Origin of the sequence: Micromonospora parva (assembly GCF_040649675.1) — a bacterium.
Lineage (GTDB): Bacteria > Actinomycetota > Actinomycetes > Mycobacteriales > Micromonosporaceae > Micromonospora > Micromonospora parva.
On record NZ_JBEZFX010000020.1, the window covers coordinates 61,043 to 80,737 of the forward strand.

Consider the following 19,695-nt stretch of genomic DNA (forward strand, 5'->3'; position numbering starts at 1 on the left):
GGTGGTCGGCATATTGACATCTGTCTTCGCCTGTATAACGTTATAGAGCCGCGCTGGGCGTCCCGTCAATGCTTGTTCGTCGATGCCCGGCCGGCCCGCCGGTCGACGTCGCGAAAGGGTGGTGGATGGGCGTCAGCCTGAAGGACATCGCCCAGCGCGCCGGTGTCTCGCTGGCTACTGTCTCGAACGTGGTGAACGGGTACCGCCCGGTGGGGGAGCGGACCCGACAACGGGTGCAGCAGGCGATCGACGAACTCGGTTACAGCCCCAACCTCGGTGCCCGGCACCTGCGCCGCGGTCGCACCGGCCTGATCGCCCTGGCTGTCCCGGAGCTGACCAACCCCTACTTCGCCGAACTCGCCGAGATCGCCATCTCCGAGGCCGCCGGGCTCGGCTACACCCTCGTCATGGAGAACACCGCCGCCGACCGGGAGGCGGAGCTGGCGCTCCTCGACGGCACCCGGCAGCGCGTCATCGACGGCCTGATCCTCAGCCCGGTGCGCATCGGTCGGGAGGAGGTGCTGGCCCGCACCGCCGGCGGGCCGCTCGTGCTGATCGGTGAGGGCGTCTACGACGTGCCGCACGACCACATCGCCATCGACAACGTCGCGGCCAGCCACGCGGCGATCCGGCATCTCGTGGCGATCGGCCGTCGCCGGATCGCGTTCATCGGCGCCACCGCTGGCGGCGACCGGCAGTCGGCCCACCTGCGGGTCCGGGGCTACCGGGAGGCCCTGGCGGCGGCCGGCCTGCCGTACCGACCGCTGTTGGTCGCCCGCACCGACGCGTTCGGCCGGCTCGACGGCAGGCGGGCCATGCACGACCTCCTCGCTCGCGGTGACCGGCCGGACGCGGTGTTCGCCTACAACGACCTGGTCGCCATCGGCGCGCTGCGGGCGCTGGCCGAGGCCGGCCACCGGGTTCCCGAGGACGTCGCGGTGGTCGGCATCGACGACATCGAGGACGGGCGGTTCAGCGCACCGACCCTCACCACCATCGCCCCGGACAAGAGGGAGATCGGCCGTCTCGCGGTACGCCGTCTCGTCGCCCGCATCGAGGGCGCGGAGGTCGCGGGGCCGCTGAGCGTGCAGACACCGTTCCGCCTCATCCGCCGGGAGAGCACCGGCACCCCGGGCGGCTGACAACCGGTCGCACCGCGGCCCTGCGGCGCACCGGGCGAGATCCATAACGCCGGTGGTACGACCCAGAGAGGATGACCCGCGAGATCCATAACTCTCAATATGATGACCGCTATCTCGACTGCGGTGCGCTCACGAGGCGCGCCACCCTGATGCGGAGGAATGCATGGTTCGCTGGCGTACCCTCACTGGCCTGCTGGCCACCGCGTTGGCCGCGGTGACCGCGGCCAGCCTCACCCTCACCGCGCCGGCCGCCGCGGCCGACAGCCCCGTGACGCCGACCGTCGTCGGCGGCACCCGCGCCGCGCAGGGCGAGTTCCCGTTCATGGTGCGTCTCTCGATGGGCTGCGGCGGGGCGCTGTACAGCCCCCGGCTGGTGCTCACCGCGGCGCACTGCGTGGGCTCGACCGGCACCAACACCAGCATCACCGCGACGCTCGGGACGGTCGACCTCCAGTCGTCCAGCCGGATCACCGTCCGGTCCAACTACGTCTACCGGGCCCCCGGCTACAACGGCGCGGGCCGTGACTGGGCGCTGATCCGCCTGGCCAGCCCCGTCACCGGGCTGAGCACGCTGCCGATCGCCACCACCACCGCGTACGACAGCGGCACCTTCACCGTCGCCGGCTGGGGTGCCGCGCGGGAGGGCGGCGGCCAGCAGCGGTACCTGCTCAAGGCGACGGTGCCGTTCGTCAGCGACTCCGTGTGCAACGCCAACTACGGCGGCGACCTCATCCCCGCCCAGGAGATCTGCGCCGGCTACGCCAGCGGCGGCACCGACACCTGCCAGGGCGACTCGGGTGGCCCGATGTTCCGCCGCGACGCCAACAACGCCTGGATCCAGGTCGGCATCGTCAGTTGGGGCAACGGCTGCGCCCGGCCCAACTACCCCGGCGTCTACACCCAGGTGAGCTACTTCGCCTCGTCGATCGCCTCGGCCGCGGCCAGCCTCGGCGGCTGACCGTACGACCGCGGCCAGCCTGAGCGGCTGACCGCACGCCCACTCGGGCGGTCCGGACGGCACGGTCCGGGCCGCCCGTTCGCGTCGTGCCCACGGGCGGGCGGCGAGTGGGCCACCCGACAGAAACGGCGGGCCGTCAGTGCGACGCCGGCCGCAGCGGCGATGATGGGCCGGTGAAGATCCTGTCCATCCAGTCGTCGGTCGCCTACGGCCACGTCGGCAACTCGGCGGCGGCCTTTCCGCTGCAACGCCTCGGGCACGAGGTCTGGCCGGTCCTGACCGTGCACTTCTCCAACCACACCGGGTACGGCGCGTGGCGGGGCCCGACGCTTCCCGCGGCGGACGTGGCGGAGGTGATCGCCGGAATCGGGGACCGCGGGGTCCTCGGCGACGCCGACGCGGTGCTCTCCGGCTACCAGGGCGACCCGGCGGTGGGCGCGGTGATCCTGGACGCGGTGGCGACGGTGAAGGCCGCCAACCCGGACGCCGTGTACTGCTGCGACCCGGTGATGGGCGACGCCGGCCGGGGCATGTTCGTCCGGCCCGGAATTCCGGAGTACCTCCGCGACACCGTCGTGCCCCGTGCGGACATCATCACGCCGAACCACTTCGAGCTGGACTTCCTCGCCGGCCGCACGACGACATCGCTGGCCGAGGTGCTCGACGCTGTCGACGTGGTGCGCGCGAACGGGCCACGGCACGTCCTGGTGACCAGCGTGCTGCACGGCGACCTGCCGCCGGACTCGCTGGAGGTGGTGGCGGTCTCCGACGAGGGCGCCTGGGCGGTGACCACACCGCTGCTGCCGATCAACCCGAACGGTGGGGGCGACGTCACCGCGGCGCTGTACCTCGCGCACCTGTGCACGACCGGCTCACCCGCGACCGCGCTGGAACGCACCATCGCCTCCGTCTACGCCGTGCTCGAGGCGACTGTCGCGGCCGGCACCCGGGAGATCCAGCTGATCGCGGCGCAGGACGTGATCGCCGACCCGCCGACCCGCTTCGCCGCCCGCCGGCTGCGCTGACGGCGGGTCGGGCCGCACGGGTCGGCGACGGTCAGCGGCCCTCGGGGACGGCCATCTCACCGAGCAGCGACCAGTCCTCCTGCGGCACCGTGGCGTTCACGATGCGCGGGGTCTCGGCGAGGTGCGGCGGAAGGGTCTCCTGGGCCGCGCGGAAATGGGCGGACTGCACGTGGGCCGCACCGGCCTGGTCGTCGCGGAACGCCTCGACCAGCACGTACTCGGTCGGGTCGTCCACACTGCGGGACCAGTCGAACCACAGGCAGCCCGGCTCGGCGCGGGTCGCCTCGGTGAACTCGGCGGCGATCTGCGGCCACCGGTCGGCGTGCTCGGGCCGGATCCGGAACTTGGCGGTAATGAAGATCATGGCCTCAGGCTACCCAGCCGGGCGGGCCCGGGCGACGACCTCCTCGGGGGTCAACGGCGCCTTCGGGTGGTGGGTCAGGCACAGCGGGGTGCGGACCTTGACGAACGAGAATCCCTCCCCGGCGGCGTAGAACTCACCGCTGTTGAGCAGGCCGATGTCCGGCAGCCGTCCACCCTTGGCCTCGGCGAGCTGCCGGGCCGCGTCGATCTGCGCCGGCGCGTTGAGCAGCCCGAAGAACTGCGTGGTCGCGTTGCCGGAGATCTGGTTGTGCAGACCCTTGGGCGCCTGCGTGGCGAAGACCAACCCGAGCCCGTACTTGCGGGCCTGCGAGGCCAGCGCGATCGTGCTGGCGGTGCAGGCCGTGGTGGCGGTCGAGGGCGCGAGCGTCTGCGCCTCGTCCATCACGAACAACCCACCCAGCGGTCGGTCACCGGCGGGGTGCCGTTTGATCCACGCGAAGAGCGCCATCTGCAACTGGTTGACGAAGCTCTGCCGCTCCTGATCGGAGGTGAGGCCGACGAAGCTGATCACCGACACCCGGGCCCGTCGCCCGGCCGACGGCGTCAGCAGCAGCCCTGGATCGGCAGGTGCGCCCACCCCGCCGAAGAGGGGATCGGTGACCATCGCCGCCTTGAGCGCCTCGGCCAACTCCTCGGCGAGCTTCCCGGCACGGGCCAGCCGACTGACCCCGTCGGGCAGGTCGGTGAGGAACTCGGTGAAGCCGGGCAGGCCCACCATCCCGCTTCGCGCGTACGCCTGGAGGGCCTCGGTGAGGACGGCCTTGCCCTGCTGGGCGAGCCGGCTGGAGCGGTCCACGCCGGCCCGAGGCGCGAGCGCTTCCACGGCGGAGCGGACGGCCTGGTCGAACTCGTCCGGCCAGTCCCGCAGGGAGGTGAAGTCGGGCAGCGGTTGGAAGCTCAGCGGCCGACCGGCGGTGACCCGGGGCGTCCAGACCACCACCTCGGTGTGCGCGAGGTAGTCGGTGGCCCGTTCGGCGTCGCCGGGGCCCCAGCCGTCGGGCGGGTCGGGCCAGGCGTCACCGAGCCGGGCCAGGTCGTTGTTGGGGTCGAGAACGATCGCGGAGACACCCGCGCGGGCGCACTCCTCGACCAGCCGACGGATGAGCACGGTCTTGCCCGAGCCCGAGCCGGCGAACACCACGGCGTGCCGGCGCAGCGACTCCAGGGGCACCGTGAACGGGTGACCACCGTCGACGGTCCGCCCCAGCCCGACGGCCCGACCGTCCTCGTCGACAGCGGGGTCGACCGGGTCCGCGGGCGCGGGCGCCGAGCTGCTCGACTGACCGGCTGCCACCTCGCCGACCGGCGTGTCCGCGGCGTCGGGGCCGGGGCCACCCGACGGTGGCTCGCCGTCGTCGGGCGTCGTCGACCCGGCCGCACCGCGCGTCCCGTCGGGCCCGGGCAGGACCGTCCGGAACAGCTCGGTGCCGCTGGCCGGACGGCGGGCCACCAGCCACTCCTGCAACGCCGTGGACGGCTCGGCCGCCATCACCCGCAGTGCCGCGAAGACCCGCAGGTCCGCCTCCGGCACGGCGCACCGCAGACCGCCGGCCGCGTCGAAACCGGTCAACACCTCGGTCGTACGCTTCCCGGTCGGCCACGGACCGTTGCGCAGCAGGACCAACCGCCGTTGGGGCAGGTCCCGGTCCAACCCGGCCAGGGTGCACGCCGCCTTGACCCGGGCGGTCACGGCGATGGCATTCGGGTGCGCGATGGCCCGGAAGCACCAGTGCGCCTCGTTCTCGGTGGCCTCGTCGAGCACCTCGATCAGCCGCCCGTGCAGCGCGGGCTTGCGACCGGGCGGCGGATCGTACTTGTACGTGGCGCCGGTCGGCGCCTGCTCGGCGATCCACGCGGCCAGGCCGGCGGCGAGCAGCAGCGGCATGTGCACGTCCTCGCCGGCCGGGTCGACGGCGGCCGACACGTCCGCGGCCGCGACCAGATCGGCGAACCGTGCGTCCAACTCGTGCAGGCGGCGCTCGTCAGTCGTCGGGTCACCGGAAGCGGCACGGACGGCGCTCACCGCCGGCGTGGACTCGGCGCCGTCGATGAGCCGGTCCAGCTCGACCACCTCGTCGCGGTCCCGGCACCAGGCGAGGTGGCGGTCCACCCGGCGAAGCAGCGCGCGTGGGGTCAGGGTGGGTGCGTCGGCGAAGGCGGCGGGTGCGATCGGCCAGGTGGGGTGCGGTGGCACGAAGCGTGGGCCGGCGAAGGCGGCGGCGAGACGCTTCGCCACGATCGCCTGCCCGATCTCCGGGGTGGGGATCCGGTCCGGCAGGGTCGCCGTGCGGAAGCGGTCGCCGACCGGGGTGGGCGCGGTGCGGGTCATCAGCACCCAGGTGTCCGGCAGGCACGAGACCACGACAAGCGTGCGGCGGGTGATGTCGCGGAGCTTGAGCAGGCCGTCGGCAATCGGGCCGAGCATCTTGGCCTGGCCGTCCTCCAGCCCCTGGTGCTGGTTGAGCAGTGACGTGCTGGTCTGGGCGAACAGCGTGTCGAGCTGGTCCACGGCGATGACCGTCGGGTCCAGGGTCAGCGCCATCAGCCGGGAGATGTCCTGCACGACCTGCTGCGGCGTGCGGATCGCGGCGCTCAAGCCCCACGCCGCCCGCGCCGCCGGGTCACCCGGTTCGGAGATCAGGTGGGCGTAACCGACGTCCTGCGCCTCGAAGTCGACAGCACCGTGCAGGACGAGCGCCCGAGCGGTGTCCTGGGCGTCCCGCCCGACCTCCCGATCGCGCTCACGCAGCGCCCAGATGAAGGTGTCGAGCTGGGCGCGGGTCACCGGCCGGGCCCCGGCGACCGCGTCGCGGACCTCCACCGGCAGGCCGAGCTGCGGGGTGAGCCGACGGAGGAAGGTCTTCAGCTGGGTGCCCCAGCCGACATGGGCGCGGCCCATCCCCTCCACCAGGGCCAGGGCCACACTTTCCCAGAACGTCTTGCCACTGACCATGTCGACCAGGAAGAAGTAGCCACCGTCGCGCTGGATCCGTTCGCGCACCGCCCCGAGCAGGTGCGTCTTGCCGGCGCCCGCGCGGCCCTGCATGGCCACCCCGAGCGGCATGCTCGTGTCGTCGGTGCGGGCCCGCGCCACCCCGCGCAGGATCTCGGCCGCCACCTTCTCGTGCAGCTCCGGCACGTTGTGCGGGCTGGGTCGCCAGACGTCGTCCGGGGTGACCGCCGGGTTGAGACTCACCGCTTCCAGCGCGGCCCGCTGGTCGTCGGAGATCATGCCGGGCCGATCGCCAGGGCGTGGTTGTCCTCGTTCCCGATGCGGACGGCCGCGGCCCGGTCCCGTGCGGTCAGCGACTTGGTGTTCGCCACCGGAATGATGCGGACGTCCTCCCGACCGACCATCGCCCGCAGCGCGGCGTCCAGGGCATCCCGGTCGGTGTCGGCGAGCTGCTCGCGGACGTCGGCGAGGCCGACCCAGGCGCCCGGGGCGGTGGCCAGATCACGGTACGCCGACCGGACCAGCGCCTCGACCTCCGCTGCGGGCACCGGTGTGACCGCAGCGGGGGCCGGTGCCTCGTGCCGAGGCTCACTGGCCGCCAGCGCCGGTGCCCCGGTCTGCTTGAAGAAGTCGCCGTGGCTGACCCGCAGCCGGTCCAGCGAACGGTGCAGGTTGGACAGCACGACGAAGAGCGACCGCGTGGTCGAGCCGCCCTGCTTGGGCGGCGCGGAGCTGTGCAGCTGACGGGCCACCCGCCAGCCCTCGTCGGTCAGCTCGTGGGCGAACGGTCGGTGCGTCCGATCGGTGTCGACCAGGCCCAGGTCGACGAGCTTCGTGTTGTCCTTACCGGTCAGCGTGAAACCGGCCAGCTCTTTCAGCTCGACGTTGGTGAGTCGGCGCGCCTCGACCATCAGCACCACGAGGGCGTTGATCTGGTTCGGCGTCAGGTGCGGGACGTCCGCCGGGCTCGTCATGATGTCTCATCTCCGTGGGGGTGCGTGCCGCCCGCGCGTCGCCGGGCCAGCAGCCGACGGATCCCGTCGACCACCGCCGGCGCGTCGGTGAGGACCTGCTCGTTGGTGAAGCGGAGCACGTCCAGCCCGAGGAGTTGCAGCTGCACGTCCCTCCGCCGATCGTTGGCGAAAGCGATTCGCCCACGATGCTCCGGGCCGTCCACCTCGACCGCAAGACCCTCCGTGGGCCAAAACAGATCCAGTCGGTACGCCGTACCCAGGACATGCCACTCGTAGGTCTGGTTCCACCGCCGGCCGCGGGCCCAGTCATGCGGTGCGAGCGCGCGTTCCAACGCCTGCTCGGCGGCGCTGTCGCCGCGCGGCACGCCCGCGATCGGCGGCCAGGCCAACACCGTCGATCCCGGCTCGGCGGCGGTGGCCGGAAGCCGTTCGATCGTGCTGGTCAGCTCGGCGAATCGTGGCGGCAGCAGCAGCGGCACCGACCGCACCCGGTCGGCATGGCGCAGTGGCCCGCCGGCCAACCACACCGTGACGTCGCCGTGCCGCACCAGCCACTCGGCGGCGGCCACCAGTGTCCGCTCGGCGTCCGCCTCCAGATCGGGCAGGGCCACGATGAGCAGGCAACTCTCCCGGTGGTACGCCTCGGCGATCACCCGCGCGAGCCCGGCGGCGCGTACCCCGGGGGCGAAGCGGGACCGCCCGGCGGGGTGGCGCGGACCGCGCAGCCCTCGCTCGGCGAGGTCGGCCAGGAACGGGCCGAAGTGTCGGGAGCGGGCGGCGGTGCGGGCCGCGAGGGCGCGCACCGCCGCCATGCCGAGGCTGCCCTCGCTGTCGACATGGTCGGCCCCGGTCAGCCATCGGGGGAACATCGTGAGGGCCGCGGTGTCGAGTTGGTCGAGCAGGGCGTCCACGAGGTCGCCGAGCGGACCCACCAGCGTGGGCCGGTAGTGCACGATCGCGGGCGCCGCCGCCGGCAACGGGTCGAGTGCCACCCGCAGCAACTCCGGGTCGACGCCCGGCAGGTGACTCACCCGCCGCGTCGGTGGGGCTGCCCACCAGGCACCGATGGCGTCGCCGTTGGCCCGGACGGGGTGCGCCATGCCGGCACCCTACGACAGAGGCGGGCCCGACCGGGCCCCCTCGGTGTGCTCGCCGTCAGCGCAGCCGGCGGATGTCGCCGTACGCGCGGTAGTAGCCACCGCGGCTGGACTCCCGCACCTCGGTCACCAGGTAGCGGGCGCCCGGCTCGCGGATCCCCTTGGGGAACTGCACGGACCAGTCGCGCCGGTAACCGTCGGACAGCACCTGAACCCGCAGCCGCCCCCGATCGTCCAGGCACTGCACCACGACGCCCGCGCCCGCGTCGCTGGTCACCTCGACCATCGTCGGTTGCACCGGCTGGGGCGCCTGACGGGGGGCCTTGATGTCGCGCACCTGCGGCACGTCCCCGGCCTGCGCCGCGCGGATCGCCGGCTCACTCGCGTCGATGCAGGCCAGGTGCCCACCGGTGGTGACGACGTAGAGCCGGTCGTCGTGGTACTGCATGGAGTACGCCGAGCCGCAGCCGGTGCCGAGCTTCCACAGCCGGGTGCCCGCCGAGTCGAAGCAGTAGATCGAGGACTGGCTGTCACCGGCGAAGACGTACCGGCCGCCCTCGGCGGTGGCGCAGGAGAAGACCGGGGCGTCGCAGCGGTAGGTGCGCTCGTGCCGACCCGACTTGGACAGCCGCACCACCTCGCGGGTGCCCGTCCCGGCGAACACACTGCCCTGCTCCTGCCAGCCGAAGAGCACCGAGCCGGTTCTGGTGTGCCACAGCTCCCCGCCGGTACGCCACTCGTAGCCGGTCACGCCCTGCGAATGGCCGTGGTAGATGGCGTTGTCGTCGCAGCGCACCATCCAGGCCGAACGCCCCCGCCCGGGGCGTCGCCACAGGAACTCGTCCTCGTGGTCGACGGCGGTGATCCCGCCGTCGGCGTCGGAGACGCCGAGGACGCCGTCGTGGATGTCGAGCCAGTAGATGTCGATCTCCGGGGCGATCGCGTACGCCACCCGGGGCACCTTGCCGGACAGGTCGTAGACGTTGCCGTCGTCGCAGCCGGCGTAGATCCAGGCGTCGTCGGCGACGATGCACTTCACCCCGTCGGGAAGGCGGACCTGGCCGCGCACCTGGGCGTCGTGGTCGAGCGTGGTGATGACGCCGTGCTCGTTGCCGACCATGCAGTGCTGCCCGTCGACGAAGATGCCGAAGGCGGGAGCGCCGGAGTCGTAGCGCCAGAGCACCGGGGCGGTGTGGGCGGTGGAGCGGGTGCTCACGATCTGCCGCCGTGACACGGTGCGCTTCTGACGGACGCCGGGGACGGCCGGCGCGTAGCCCTTACGGATCTTCTCCCCGATCTTCTTCGCCGCGGCGGCCCGGGCCCGGGCGTTGTCCGGATAGGCGCTCGCCTTGACCTGCCCCTGGTCGCCGATCCGGCCGTAGCGCACCGTCAGCGTGGCGTTGTCGACGATGACCTCGTAGAACTTGTGCGCACCGTCCACTTCGGACAGTTCGAGGTAGGTCGTCTCCTGGGACATGGGGGGCCTCCGAGGGTCAGCGAGCGGCCAGATCCGGCCGGCGCGGCGACAGTGACCACACGTTAACGGCGACCTCCGACAGAATCGGCGTGCGGAAATCGCAGCGCGTCGTCGCGGAGGACGGCGTGCGCGCCGACGGTCTGGTTGACGATCTGCGTCACCCGTACGTCGACAGCGATGCTGGCCAGCGCCACCGCGTCCGCGCGGCTGAGGCCGTGCAGCCGCTGCATCAGTGTCAGCATCGACTCCAGGGCGGTGAAGGTGGCGTCGTCGAGGGAGGCACCGACGCCCAGGGTCAGCCACGCGTCGGGGGTGCGGGCCACCGGACCGGTGACCGGGAAGTCGTCGCGTACGTCGAAGGTCAACGTCACCTCGTCCATCGGGCACTCGATCGCGGTGCCGCCGACCTCGCCGTCACCCTGTGCGGCGTGACCGTCCCCGACGGAGAACAGCGCGTCGTCCACCGGGATCGGCAGCAGCAGGGTGCTGCCGGCGGTGAGGTCCCGGCAGTCCAGATTGCCGCCGTAGGGGCGCGGCGGGATCGTCGAGTGTCGTCCTGGCTCGGCGGGTGGCATGCCGAGCACTCCCATGAAGGGCCGCAGCGCGACCGAGTGGCCATGCTGGTTGCGGCCGGTCATCGTCACCGGGTCCAGCGTCCAGGCGTGCACCACAGGTTGTTCCTGCACGCCGTAGCGCTGGTTGAACAGGCTCGGCCAGCCGCCGGCCACCGTGGTTCCCCAGGTGGCCGGGGTGATCGCGTCGATGCGTACCGCGAGGGTCTGGCCGGCGCGCGCACCGCGGACCGCGACCGGACCGATCAGGGCGTGTCCGTGGTCGGGCCGGTGCTGCGCGACCCGGGGGCGGTCCCGGTTCGGCCCCCCGGGGTACGGGCCGGCGGACCACCAGCAGTCCAGCGTGCGGTAGGTGACGGTGTCGCCGGGGTCGATGGTGAGCACCGGCGGGAGATCGGGGGAGAAGTGGCCGTGCAGGCTGTCATTCCCGGGGATGAGGGTGTGTCGCATCAGTGCAGGCTAGTGGCGGCTGGTCCGCGCGCCGGGCCGCCAGGTGCGCGGTGGGTGCCGGGCGCACCCACCGCGCACGTCTCAACCTGGGCGATGTCAACCCGAGGTGCAGGAGCGGATCTGTGGGCGGGCGCTGCTGTTGCCGTTGGTCATCGTGGTGAAGCCGAAGGTGTTGCCGCTGCCGTTGGACCGCATCGTCATGACGGTGCCGCTGCTGTCCCAGGTGGCGGTGCCGTTCCAGACGGTGGAGATCCGTTGGGGTGAGGTGATGGCCACGACGACGGTCCACGTGTTGGCGCCGCTGACAGTGACCGACGTGTTGTACCGGTCGCCCCAGACGTTCGTGGTCGCGGCGGTCGCGGTGCAGGTGCCGCCGGCGGGCGGCGGGGTGGTGGTGGGCGGCGGCGTGGTGCCGTCCGGCGCGACGGCGCGGCCGGTGGACGGCGAGATCATGCCGGGGCACAGGTTGCGGCTGGTCAGGTTGGCCATGATCTGGGGGATCGCGTCGCGGGTGTTCTGGATCCCGTCGTGCATCAGGATGACCTGACCGGCCTGGAGCCGGCTCGCGTTGGCCACGATCTGGCTGACGCTGGCGCCGTTCCAGTCCTGGGAGTCCACGTCCCAGATCACCTGACGCATGCCCAGTGACGACGCGACGGACTGCAGGGTGGAGTTGGTCTCGCCGTAGGGCGGCCGGAACAGAACCGGTCGGCTGCCGGTCGCTGACTGGATCGCCGAGCTGGTCTGGGACAGGTCCGACTGCATCTGCGCCTGGGACATCGAGGTCATGTGGGCGTGGTTCCAGCTGTGGTTGGCGACCCACATGCCGGCGGACACCTGGGCCTGCGCGGCCGACCGGTTGTTCTGGACGTTCTGCCCGACGTTGAACATCGTGGCCCGTACGCCGTTGGCGCGCAGCACGTTCAGCAGCGCGCTGGTGCTGCCGGTCGGACCGTCGTCGAAGGTGAGGCCGACGTAGCCGTTGCAGGTGGCGGCGCTCGACGGGGTCGAGGTGGCCGCGAGGACGACACCGCACATGGCGACCGCGGTGGCGAGGACGGCGAGCGCCGCGCGCAACCGCCGGGACCACAGCGCCGTGCGAGGGAAGAGTCTGCTCATCTGGTGCCCCTTCGCGCAGACCCGGACACGCCCTGGATGTGGGCAGCACAGTCCGGACAGGTGTGGATGGGTGGGTAGCTGGAGCCGATACCACAGCGAAGCCGATCGCATTGACCTCAGTGGATCGGAGTATTACAGCGAGAATTCCAACACGTCAACAAGTTCCGGAGAATCACCGGAACAACTCAGGCGCGCATCCGGGTGTTGGCCAGGCATGTCGTGATCGGGTCCGAGTTCTCGCGGCATCCCGGTCTCGCGGGTCGACGCGGTCAGGGGCGCTGTGCTCCGGAAAGTGCCTGGAAGTACCGGTCGTCGGTCGCCGGGCCCGCACTCACCCGGTCATCACCGGAATAGTAAAGGTTGTGAACAGAAGATGTTACAGTCATCTCGGTCGATGTCCGCCCGGATTTCGGCCAGTGAGGTCCCAGGAAGGAGTGATCACATGACAAGACTGCGCGCGCTGGTCGCGCTGGTGGCACTGATCGTCGCCGGTGGACTGGTTGCGGTCATCCCAGCCACCGCCGCGTCGGCAGCGGCCTGCTCGGCATCGTGGCAGGCCTCGGCCGTCTACTGGGGAGACGCACAGGTCTCCCACAACGGCCGCAACTACCGGGCGAAGTGGTGGACCCAGAACGAGGCCCCGCCGGGTACGACAGGCGTCTGGGAGGACCTCGGAGCGTGCGGCGGAGGCACCACGCCACCCACCGGGGGGACCTGCAGCTACCCGAACTGGACGGCCGGAACCTGGTACGCCGCCGGGGCGATCGTGCGGTACACCAACGGTCTCTACTACATCGCCGAGCACGACAATCCCGGGTACGACCCGATCGTCAGCACCTGGTACTGGGAGCCCTACACCTGCGGCGGCCAGCCCCCGACCACCCCGCCGCCCACCAACCCGGGCGGCTTCGTGGTGACCGAGGCCCAGTTCAACCAGATGTTCCCGGGCCGCAACTCGTTCTACACGTACTCCGGACTCGTCGCCGCGCTCAGCGCCTACCCGGCGTTCGCGCGCACCGGCAGTGCCACCGTCCAGCGGCAGGAGGCCGCCGCCTTCCTGGCCAACGTGTACCACGAGACCGGCGGGTTGGTGCACATCGTCGAGCAGAACACCGCCAACTACCCGCACTACTGCGATCCCGGCCAGTCGTACGGCTGCCCCGCCGGGCAGGCCGCCTACTACGGGCGAGGGCCGATCCAGCTCAGTTGGAACTTCAACTACAACGCCGCCGGTAACGCCCTCAACCTGCCGCTGTTGACCAACCCGTGGCTGGTGCAGACCGACGCCGCGGTGGCCTGGAAGACCGGTATCTGGTACTGGATGACCCAGAACGGGCCGGGCACCATGACCGCCCACAACGCGATGGTCAACGGCGCCGGGTTCGGGCAGACGATCCGCAGCATCAACGGCTCGATCGAGTGCAACAACGGAAACCCCGCCCAGGTGCAGAGCCGTGTCACCAGGTACCAGCAGTTCGTCGGCATCCTCGGCGTGCCCGCCGGAGCCAACCTCTACTGCTGATTCGTGCCCGGGCCTCGGCGTACGTCCTCGGACGGCGTCGAGGCCCGGCACGTCGGCCGCCGGGCCCGGTGCGGGCGGTGGCCGTTTCGACCCGGTCAACCCGTTGACACGGCCGTGTTGCGCCCGGAACTATCAGCGGCAGTCCACTGCCCCGATCTTGTTGCTCACGAACTCTGATGACAACGATGTCAGGGCCTGACCCCCATTCGCTCCACACTGCCCAGACGTTCGACGTACTCGACCCCGTTCGAGTCGAAAGGCCCCGTCCCTCATGTCGCACAGACCACTTGCGAGCCCCCGCTCGCCCCGCCTGATCGCGGCGACGACAGCCGCCCTGCTACCGCTGGGCCTGCTCGTCGCCGCGCCCCTGGCCAACGCCGCGACCCCGGCAACGCCGGGCGACTTCGCGTCCTCGTTCGAGTCCGCCGACCCCAAGCCCGCCACCGGCACCGTCGAGGTCGGCGCGAACGGACAGCCGATCCAGGGCAACCTGAGCGGCAACGTCTCCACGCTGCCCGGCAGCCAGCTCGGCCAGGTCACCGCCGTGACCGCGAGCGATGAGCACCTGCCGAGGGAGATCGCCGCTAACCTCACCGACGAGGAGCCGTCGACCAAGTGGCTCACCTTCGCGAAGACCGGTTGGGTGACCTACCAGCTCGCCAAGCCGACGACGGTGGTCCGCTACTCGCTGACCGCCGCCAACGACGCACCAGGGCGAGACCCCAGGGACTTCGTCATCCAGGGGTCGAACGACGGCAGCACCTGGACCGATCTGGACAAGCGCACCGGCGAGAAGTTCCGCGGGCGCTTCGCGACGAACAAGTACAGCTTCACCAACACGACCGCGTACGGCTTCTACCGGCTGAACGTCACCGCCAACTCCGGTGACACGCTCGTGCAGCTCGGCGACTGGAACATCAGCGACGGCTCGGATGTCCGCCCGCCGACCACGCCCATGGTCAGCGTGGTCAGCGCCGGTCCGTACGACGGGTACACCACGAAGCCGGACGCCGGTTTCACCGGGCTCGCCGCGCTGCGCTACGCCGGCGGCGCCCTGGCCGGTGGCCGCTCGTACGGGACCAACAAGCTCTTCGACGTGAACATCCCGGTCGGGCCGAAGACCCGACTGTCGTACAAGATCTTCCCTGAGTTCACCGATGGGGACGGTCAGTACCCGTCCACCTACGCCGCGCTCGACCTGCACTTCACCGACGGCAGCTACCTGAGTGGGCGCTCACCCGTCGACCAGCACGGCAACCTGCTCACCGGCCCCGGTCAGGCTGCCTCGAAGGCACTCTTCGCCGACCAGTGGAACCTGGTGCAGACCGACCTCGGCACCATCGCGCGCGGCAAGACGATCGACCGCATCCTGCTCGCGTACGACCACCCCAAGGCCACCGGGGAGACCCGCTTCCAGGGCTGGCTCGACGATGTCGAGGTGGAGGCCAACCCGGCGTCCATCGACGGCTCGAAGCTGACCAACTACGTCGACACCCGACGGGGCACCAACTCGACGAGCGGTTTCTCGCGCGGCAACAACCTGCCGATCACCGCGGTGCCGAACGGCTTCAACTTCTTCACCCCGGTGACCGACGCGGACTCCGACTCCTGGGAGTACGAGTACCACCGGATCAACAACGCGGCCAATCTGCCGATGCTGCAGGGCCTCGCGATCTCCCACGAGCCGAGCCCGTGGATGGGTGACCGCAACCAGATGTCGGTCATGCCGGTCGCCGGCGACCGGTCACTCACCGGTGATCCCGCCAGCCGCGCGCTCGCCTTCAGCCACGACGACGAGACCGCGCAGCCGGACCTCTACCGGGTGAAGCTGGAGAACGGCCTGATCGCCGAGGTGTCGCCCACCGACCACGCCGGGATCATGCGGTTCACCTTCCCCGCCGGGCAGGCGACCGGAAGCCTCGTCTTCCACAACGGCACCTTCACCATCGGCACGGACGGCACGTTCACCGGCTGGGTGGACAACGCCAGCGGTCTGTCGGCCGGTCAGACCCGGATGTTCGTCTCCGGCGCGTTCGACCGGGCGCCGACGGCGAGCGCCGCGACGTCCGCCACCTTCGACGTCACCAGGAGCCGGGAGGTGACGATGCGTCTCGCGACGTCGTTCCTCTCCGTCGACCAGGCGCGCAGGAACCTCGACCTGGAGGTCACCGGCAAGAGCTTCGAGCAGATCCACGCCGCCGCCACCGCCGCCTGGAAGGACCGGCTGGGCCGCGTCGAGGTGCGGGGCGCCACCGAGGCGCAGCTGGTCTCGATGTACTCGAACCTGTACCGGCTGAACCTCTACCCGAACTCGCAGTCGGAGAACACCGGCACCGCCGCCGCGCCGCGCTGGCAGTACGCGAGCCCGGTATCGGCCCCGACCGGCACGTCGACAGCCACCCACACCGGCGCGAAGATCGTCGACGGGCAGATCTACGTCAACAACGGTTTCTGGGACACCTACCGCACCGTGTGGCCCGCCTACTCGCTGCTCTACCCGGACATCGCCGCCAAGATTTCCGACGGGTTCGTCCAGCACTACCGCGACGGCGGCTGGATCGCCCGCTGGTCCTCGCCCGGTTACTCCGACCTGATGACCGGCACCAGCGCCAACGTGGCCCTGGCCCAGGCGTACCTCACCGGGGTCAAGCTGCCCGACCCGCTCGCCGCGTACGACGCCGCCGTCAAGGACGCGACCGTCGCGTCCGGGCGTCCCGAGGTCGGCCGTAAGGGCATCGAGAACTCCCTGTTCCTCGGCTACACGCCGACCTCCACCGCGGAGTCGGTGTCGTGGGCGCTGGAGGGCTACATCAACGATTACGGCATCGGCAACATGGGTGCGGCCCTGGCCAAGGACCCGGCCACGCCGAAGTCGGAGCGCGCCCGGCTCAAGGAGGAGTCGCGCTACTTCCTGGAGCGTGCCCGCAACTACGTTCACCTGTTCGACTCCAAGACGAAGCTCTTCCAGGGCCGTGACGCCGCTGGCACCTTCCGTGCCGACGACCCACTGGACTGGGGTGGCGTCTACACCGAGACGAACGGGTGGAACTTCGCCTTCACCGCGCAGCAGGACGGTCAGGGTCTGGCCAACCTGCTCGGCGGGCAGAAGGCGTTGCGCGACAAGCTCGACACCTACTTCTCCACCCCGGAGAACGCCGACCGCCCCGGCGGTTACGGCGGCATCATCCACGAGATGGTGGAGGCCCGGGCGGTACGGATGGGGCAGCTCGGCATGAGCAACCAGCCGTCGCACCACATCCCGTACATGTACAACTTCGCCGGCGCGCCGTCGAAGACCCAGGAGGCGGTCCGGGAGATCCTGCGCCGTCTCTACGTCGGCAGCGAGATCGGCCAGGGCTACCTGGGCGACGAGGACAACGGCGAGATGTCGTCCTGGTACATCCTCAGCTCGCTGGGCATGTACCCGCTGCAGGCCGGGTCGTCCGAGTGGACCATCGGCTCTCCGCAGTTCACCAGAATGACAGTGCACCGCAGCACCGGCGACATCGTCGTCAACGCCCCGAACAACAGCGTCGCGAACGTGTACGTGCAGGACGTCAAGGTCAACGGCAAGAAGCAGCGCGGCCTCTCCCTGGACGTGTCCGCGTTCGCCAAGGGCGGCACCATCGACTTCCAGATGGGCCCCAAGCCGTCGTCGTGGGGCAGCGGCAAGAACGACGCGCCGCCATCGCTGACCAAGGGTGGCGAGGCGCCGAAGCCGTTGCAGGACGTCACCGGCCCCGGTCTCGGCACCGCGACCGCCACCGGCGGTCAGGACGCGTCGAAGCTCTTCGACGACTCGTCCACCTCGCAGCTGACCTTCACCTCGGCGACCCCCCAGATCACCTGGGCGTTCCGCGGTGGCAGGCAGAAGCCGACGTCCTACACGGTCACCTCCGGGGCCGGCGCGGGCGACCCGGCGGACTGGCGCCTGCAGGGCTCCAACGACGGCCTCACCTGGACCACTGTGGACTCCCGCACGGACCAGGTGTTCCCGTGGCGCAACCAGACCCGCCCGTACTCGATCGACAAGCCGGGACGGTTCGCGCAGTTCCGCCTTGCCGTGACGAAGACCGTCGGTGCCGCGCAGACCAACCTCGCCGAGGTGGAGCTGCTCGCCGGGGGTGACCTCGACCTCGCGGGCGGCGACATCACCGTCACGGCCACCCAGGGTGTGCACGCGACCGCCGGCGTGCCCGTCTCGGTGCCGCTGGCCACCGTCACCGGCGGTGACGCCAACGGCTACCAGGCCACCATCGACTGGGGTGACGGCACGCCGGCCACCGCCGGCACCGTGACGGTGAACTCGCGGGCCGTCTACCGCATCGATGGGTCGCACACCTACAGCACGCCGGGCTACCACCAGGCGAACGTCACGGTGACCGACGGCGAGAGCCAGAGCTCCGCGACGGTCGGCGTCGAGGTGGCGTACGCCCCGCCCTCCGGTCTCACCGCCGCGTTCGACAACCTCTGCATCGGTGACGAAGGGGTCCTCGCGGCGGACTGTGACGCCAAGTCGTGGGCGTACTCGCGGGCCGCCCTGGTGGCCGGCGGTGTGACCCAGGGCCAGCCGCAGCAGGTCCCCGGAACCGCGCTGCGGTTCACAGTGCCGGTGATCCCGGCCGGGCGGCCGGACAACGCCACCGGTAACGGGGCGACTGTCGTGCTCGACCTTCCGCAGGACGCGAAGAGCATCTCGTTCATCGGCGCCGGCACGCAGGGCAACCAGAGCACCACCGGCACGGCGACGTTCAGCGACGGCAGCACGGCCAGCGTTCCGATCCAGTTCAGCGACTGGACGCTGGGCGGCAACGCCAACGGCACCCCGTCCTACGGCAACATCATCGTCGCCCGGACGGCGTACCGCCTGCAGGGCACCAGCCGGGACGGCGCCCAGCCGTTCCTGTTCGCCACCGCGCCGTACCAGATTCCGGCGGGCAAGACGTTGGTGTCGGTGACCCTGCCGACGCAGACCGGCGACCCTCGCTCGGCGGGTCGGATCCACGTGTTCGCCGTGGCCAACGACGGCACGCCCGCCCCGGCGCTGGCGACCGTCGCCGGGAAGGACCAGACGGCGAGCGCCGGTCAGGCCCTCGCGGCGAACCTCGGCACGGTGACCGGCGGTGTTCCCGGTACGACGGGCTACCGGGCTCGCGTCCAGTGGGGTGACGGCACCGTTCCGCAGGACGTGACGATCGGCGCGTCCGGCGCGATGAGCGGCACGCACACCTACGCCCGGGAGGGCACCTACACGGTGCGCGTCACCGCGTGGGACACCCTGTCGAGCAGCACCGGGTCCTTCACTGTGACAGTGGCCCGGGGCGGGTCGCAGCCGGCGATCGCGCTCTCCGCGTCCGGCACCGTGAGCACCGGTGGCGCGATCACCGTCGAGGGCAGCGGCTTCGCCGCCGGCGAGCAGGTGACCGTCAGTGTCGGCACCGACCCGGGTCGGACCACGAAGGTCGCGGCCTCCGCGACCGGAAAGGTTCGCGCCTCGGTGCCGACCTCCGGTGACGCCGAGCCCGGCCGGTACGCCGTCACCGCGACGGGCGCGTCCTCGCGTACGCCGGCCACGGCCACCGTCCAGGTGACCGAGCGGGCGCAGGCGCGGACCTACCGGCCGAGGGTGGCGCTCCTGACCACCTCCGGGCCGCGCGGCACGTCGATCATGGTCGACGGTTCCGGGTTCGCTCCGAACGAGACGGTCACCATCACCTTCGGCGACGGGCTCGCGGTCAGCACCGTGCGCGCGAACGGTGACGGCGTCATCTCCGGCGCGACGGTCAGCGTCGCGGGTGCGGCGAAGGCGGGCGCGACCAGCGTCACGCTGAACGGCGCCACGTCGGCGACGAAGGTGTCCCGACCGTTCACCGTCACCGGCTAGCACCGAGCCGGAGACAGCGCAGCAAAGTGGGGCGGGGGGGGGTGAAGGCCCCCCCCCCCCCCCCGGGCACCCGGGGGGTGGATGGGGGGGAACCGCGGGCGGGCCCCGGGCGCCCGCCCCCGGGGAGAGGGGGGGAGG

At 71.3% G+C, this 19,695-nt stretch carries 12 protein-coding genes; 5 read left to right on the plus strand and 7 right to left on the minus strand.

Translation table 11 applies throughout. The features are described from left to right. Window positions 1–125: 125 nt before the first annotated feature. From AB0C03_RS31950 to pdxY, 3 genes are all read left to right on the plus strand, one after another. Window positions 126–1,142, plus strand: a complete 1,017-nt coding sequence (locus tag AB0C03_RS31950; RefSeq protein WP_030336269.1) for a LacI family DNA-binding transcriptional regulator — start codon at window positions 126–128, stop codon at window positions 1,140–1,142. Between the two features lie 163 nt (window positions 1,143–1,305). Then, the gene (locus tag AB0C03_RS31955) at window positions 1,306–2,100 is read left to right on the plus strand and encodes a S1 family peptidase (protein WP_030336270.1); all 795 of its coding nucleotides are present in this window, start codon (window positions 1,306–1,308) and stop codon (window positions 2,098–2,100) included. Window positions 2,101–2,273: 173 nt separating this feature from the next. Further along, complete coding sequence (pdxY, locus tag AB0C03_RS31960; RefSeq protein ID WP_030336272.1) at window positions 2,274–3,125, plus strand: pyridoxal kinase PdxY; 852 nt, start codon at window positions 2,274–2,276, stop codon at window positions 3,123–3,125. A gap of 31 nt (window positions 3,126–3,156) precedes the next feature. Here the strand turns inward: pdxY and AB0C03_RS31965 are convergent, their stop codons facing one another. From AB0C03_RS31965 to AB0C03_RS31995, 7 genes are all read right to left on the minus strand, one after another. Beyond that, a complete protein-coding gene (locus AB0C03_RS31965) occupies window positions 3,157–3,489 on the minus strand; it encodes a putative quinol monooxygenase (protein WP_030336274.1) in 333 nt (110 codons plus the stop codon). Between the two features lie 9 nt (window positions 3,490–3,498). Next, entirely contained in the window at window positions 3,499–6,741 is a 3,243-nt protein-coding gene (locus tag AB0C03_RS31970) for an ATP-binding protein (RefSeq protein ID WP_357641014.1), read from the minus strand. Continuing rightward, window positions 6,738–7,436, minus strand: coding sequence for a hypothetical protein (locus AB0C03_RS31975; protein WP_030336277.1), 699 nt, complete (start codon window positions 7,434–7,436; stop codon window positions 6,738–6,740). Before AB0C03_RS31975 ends, AB0C03_RS31970 begins: the two co-directional genes overlap by 4 nt. Then, window positions 7,433–8,536: an endonuclease domain-containing protein gene (locus AB0C03_RS31980; protein ID WP_357641018.1), complete on the minus strand. Its 1,104-nt coding sequence runs from the start codon at window positions 8,534–8,536 to the stop codon at window positions 7,433–7,435. The genes AB0C03_RS31975 and AB0C03_RS31980 overlap by 4 nt, the downstream gene beginning before the upstream one ends. A gap of 55 nt (window positions 8,537–8,591) precedes the next feature. Next, the gene (locus AB0C03_RS31985) at window positions 8,592–10,010 is read right to left on the minus strand and encodes a WGR domain-containing protein (protein WP_210866877.1); all 1,419 of its coding nucleotides are present in this window, start codon (window positions 10,008–10,010) and stop codon (window positions 8,592–8,594) included. A 62-nt stretch (window positions 10,011–10,072) separates the two neighbouring features. Then, window positions 10,073–11,032 (minus strand): acetamidase/formamidase family protein, encoded by a 960-nt coding sequence (locus AB0C03_RS31990; protein WP_357641022.1) that lies wholly within the window; start codon window positions 11,030–11,032, stop codon window positions 10,073–10,075. A 96-nt stretch (window positions 11,033–11,128) separates the two neighbouring features. Beyond that, window positions 11,129–12,151, minus strand: a complete 1,023-nt coding sequence (locus AB0C03_RS31995; protein WP_210860350.1) for a polysaccharide deacetylase family protein — start codon at window positions 12,149–12,151, stop codon at window positions 11,129–11,131. A gap of 442 nt (window positions 12,152–12,593) precedes the next feature. Between AB0C03_RS31995 and AB0C03_RS32000 the strand changes: the two genes are divergently transcribed. Next, entirely contained in the window at window positions 12,594–13,673 is a 1,080-nt protein-coding gene (locus tag AB0C03_RS32000) for a glycoside hydrolase family 19 protein (RefSeq protein ID WP_210860349.1), read from the plus strand. Between the two features lie 271 nt (window positions 13,674–13,944). Continuing rightward, window positions 13,945–19,557 carry a GH92 family glycosyl hydrolase gene (locus AB0C03_RS32005; RefSeq protein ID WP_357641027.1) on the plus strand — a complete coding sequence of 1,871 codons (5,613 nt, stop codon included), beginning with the start codon at window positions 13,945–13,947 and terminating at the stop codon, window positions 19,555–19,557. Window positions 19,558–19,695 lie beyond the last annotated feature (138 nt).

Bases quoted from the DNA above. Each gene is read 5' to 3' on its own strand.
- AB0C03_RS31950 (WP_030336269.1), top strand. From the start codon at position 126: ATGGGCGTCAGCCTGAAGGACATCGCCCAGCGCGCCGGTGTCTCGCTG.
- AB0C03_RS31955 (WP_030336270.1), top strand. From the start codon at position 1,306: ATGGTTCGCTGGCGTACCCTCACTGGCCTGCTGGCCACCGCGTTGGCC.
- AB0C03_RS31965 (WP_030336274.1), bottom strand. From the start codon at position 3,489: ATGATCTTCATTACCGCCAAGTTCCGGATCCGGCCCGAGCACGCCGAC.
- AB0C03_RS31970 (WP_357641014.1), bottom strand. From the start codon at position 6,741: ATGATCTCCGACGACCAGCGGGCCGCGCTGGAAGCGGTGAGTCTCAAC.
- AB0C03_RS31975 (WP_030336277.1), bottom strand. From the start codon at position 7,436: ATGACGAGCCCGGCGGACGTCCCGCACCTGACGCCGAACCAGATCAAC.
- AB0C03_RS31980 (WP_357641018.1), bottom strand. From the start codon at position 8,536: ATGGCGCACCCCGTCCGGGCCAACGGCGACGCCATCGGTGCCTGGTGG.
- AB0C03_RS31985 (WP_210866877.1), bottom strand. From the start codon at position 10,010: ATGTCCCAGGAGACGACCTACCTCGAACTGTCCGAAGTGGACGGTGCG.
- AB0C03_RS31990 (WP_357641022.1), bottom strand. From the start codon at position 11,032: ATGCGACACACCCTCATCCCCGGGAATGACAGCCTGCACGGCCACTTC.
- AB0C03_RS31995 (WP_210860350.1), bottom strand. From the start codon at position 12,151: ATGAGCAGACTCTTCCCTCGCACGGCGCTGTGGTCCCGGCGGTTGCGC.
- AB0C03_RS32000 (WP_210860349.1), top strand. From the start codon at position 12,594: ATGACAAGACTGCGCGCGCTGGTCGCGCTGGTGGCACTGATCGTCGCC.
- AB0C03_RS32005 (WP_357641027.1), top strand. From the start codon at position 13,945: ATGTCGCACAGACCACTTGCGAGCCCCCGCTCGCCCCGCCTGATCGCG.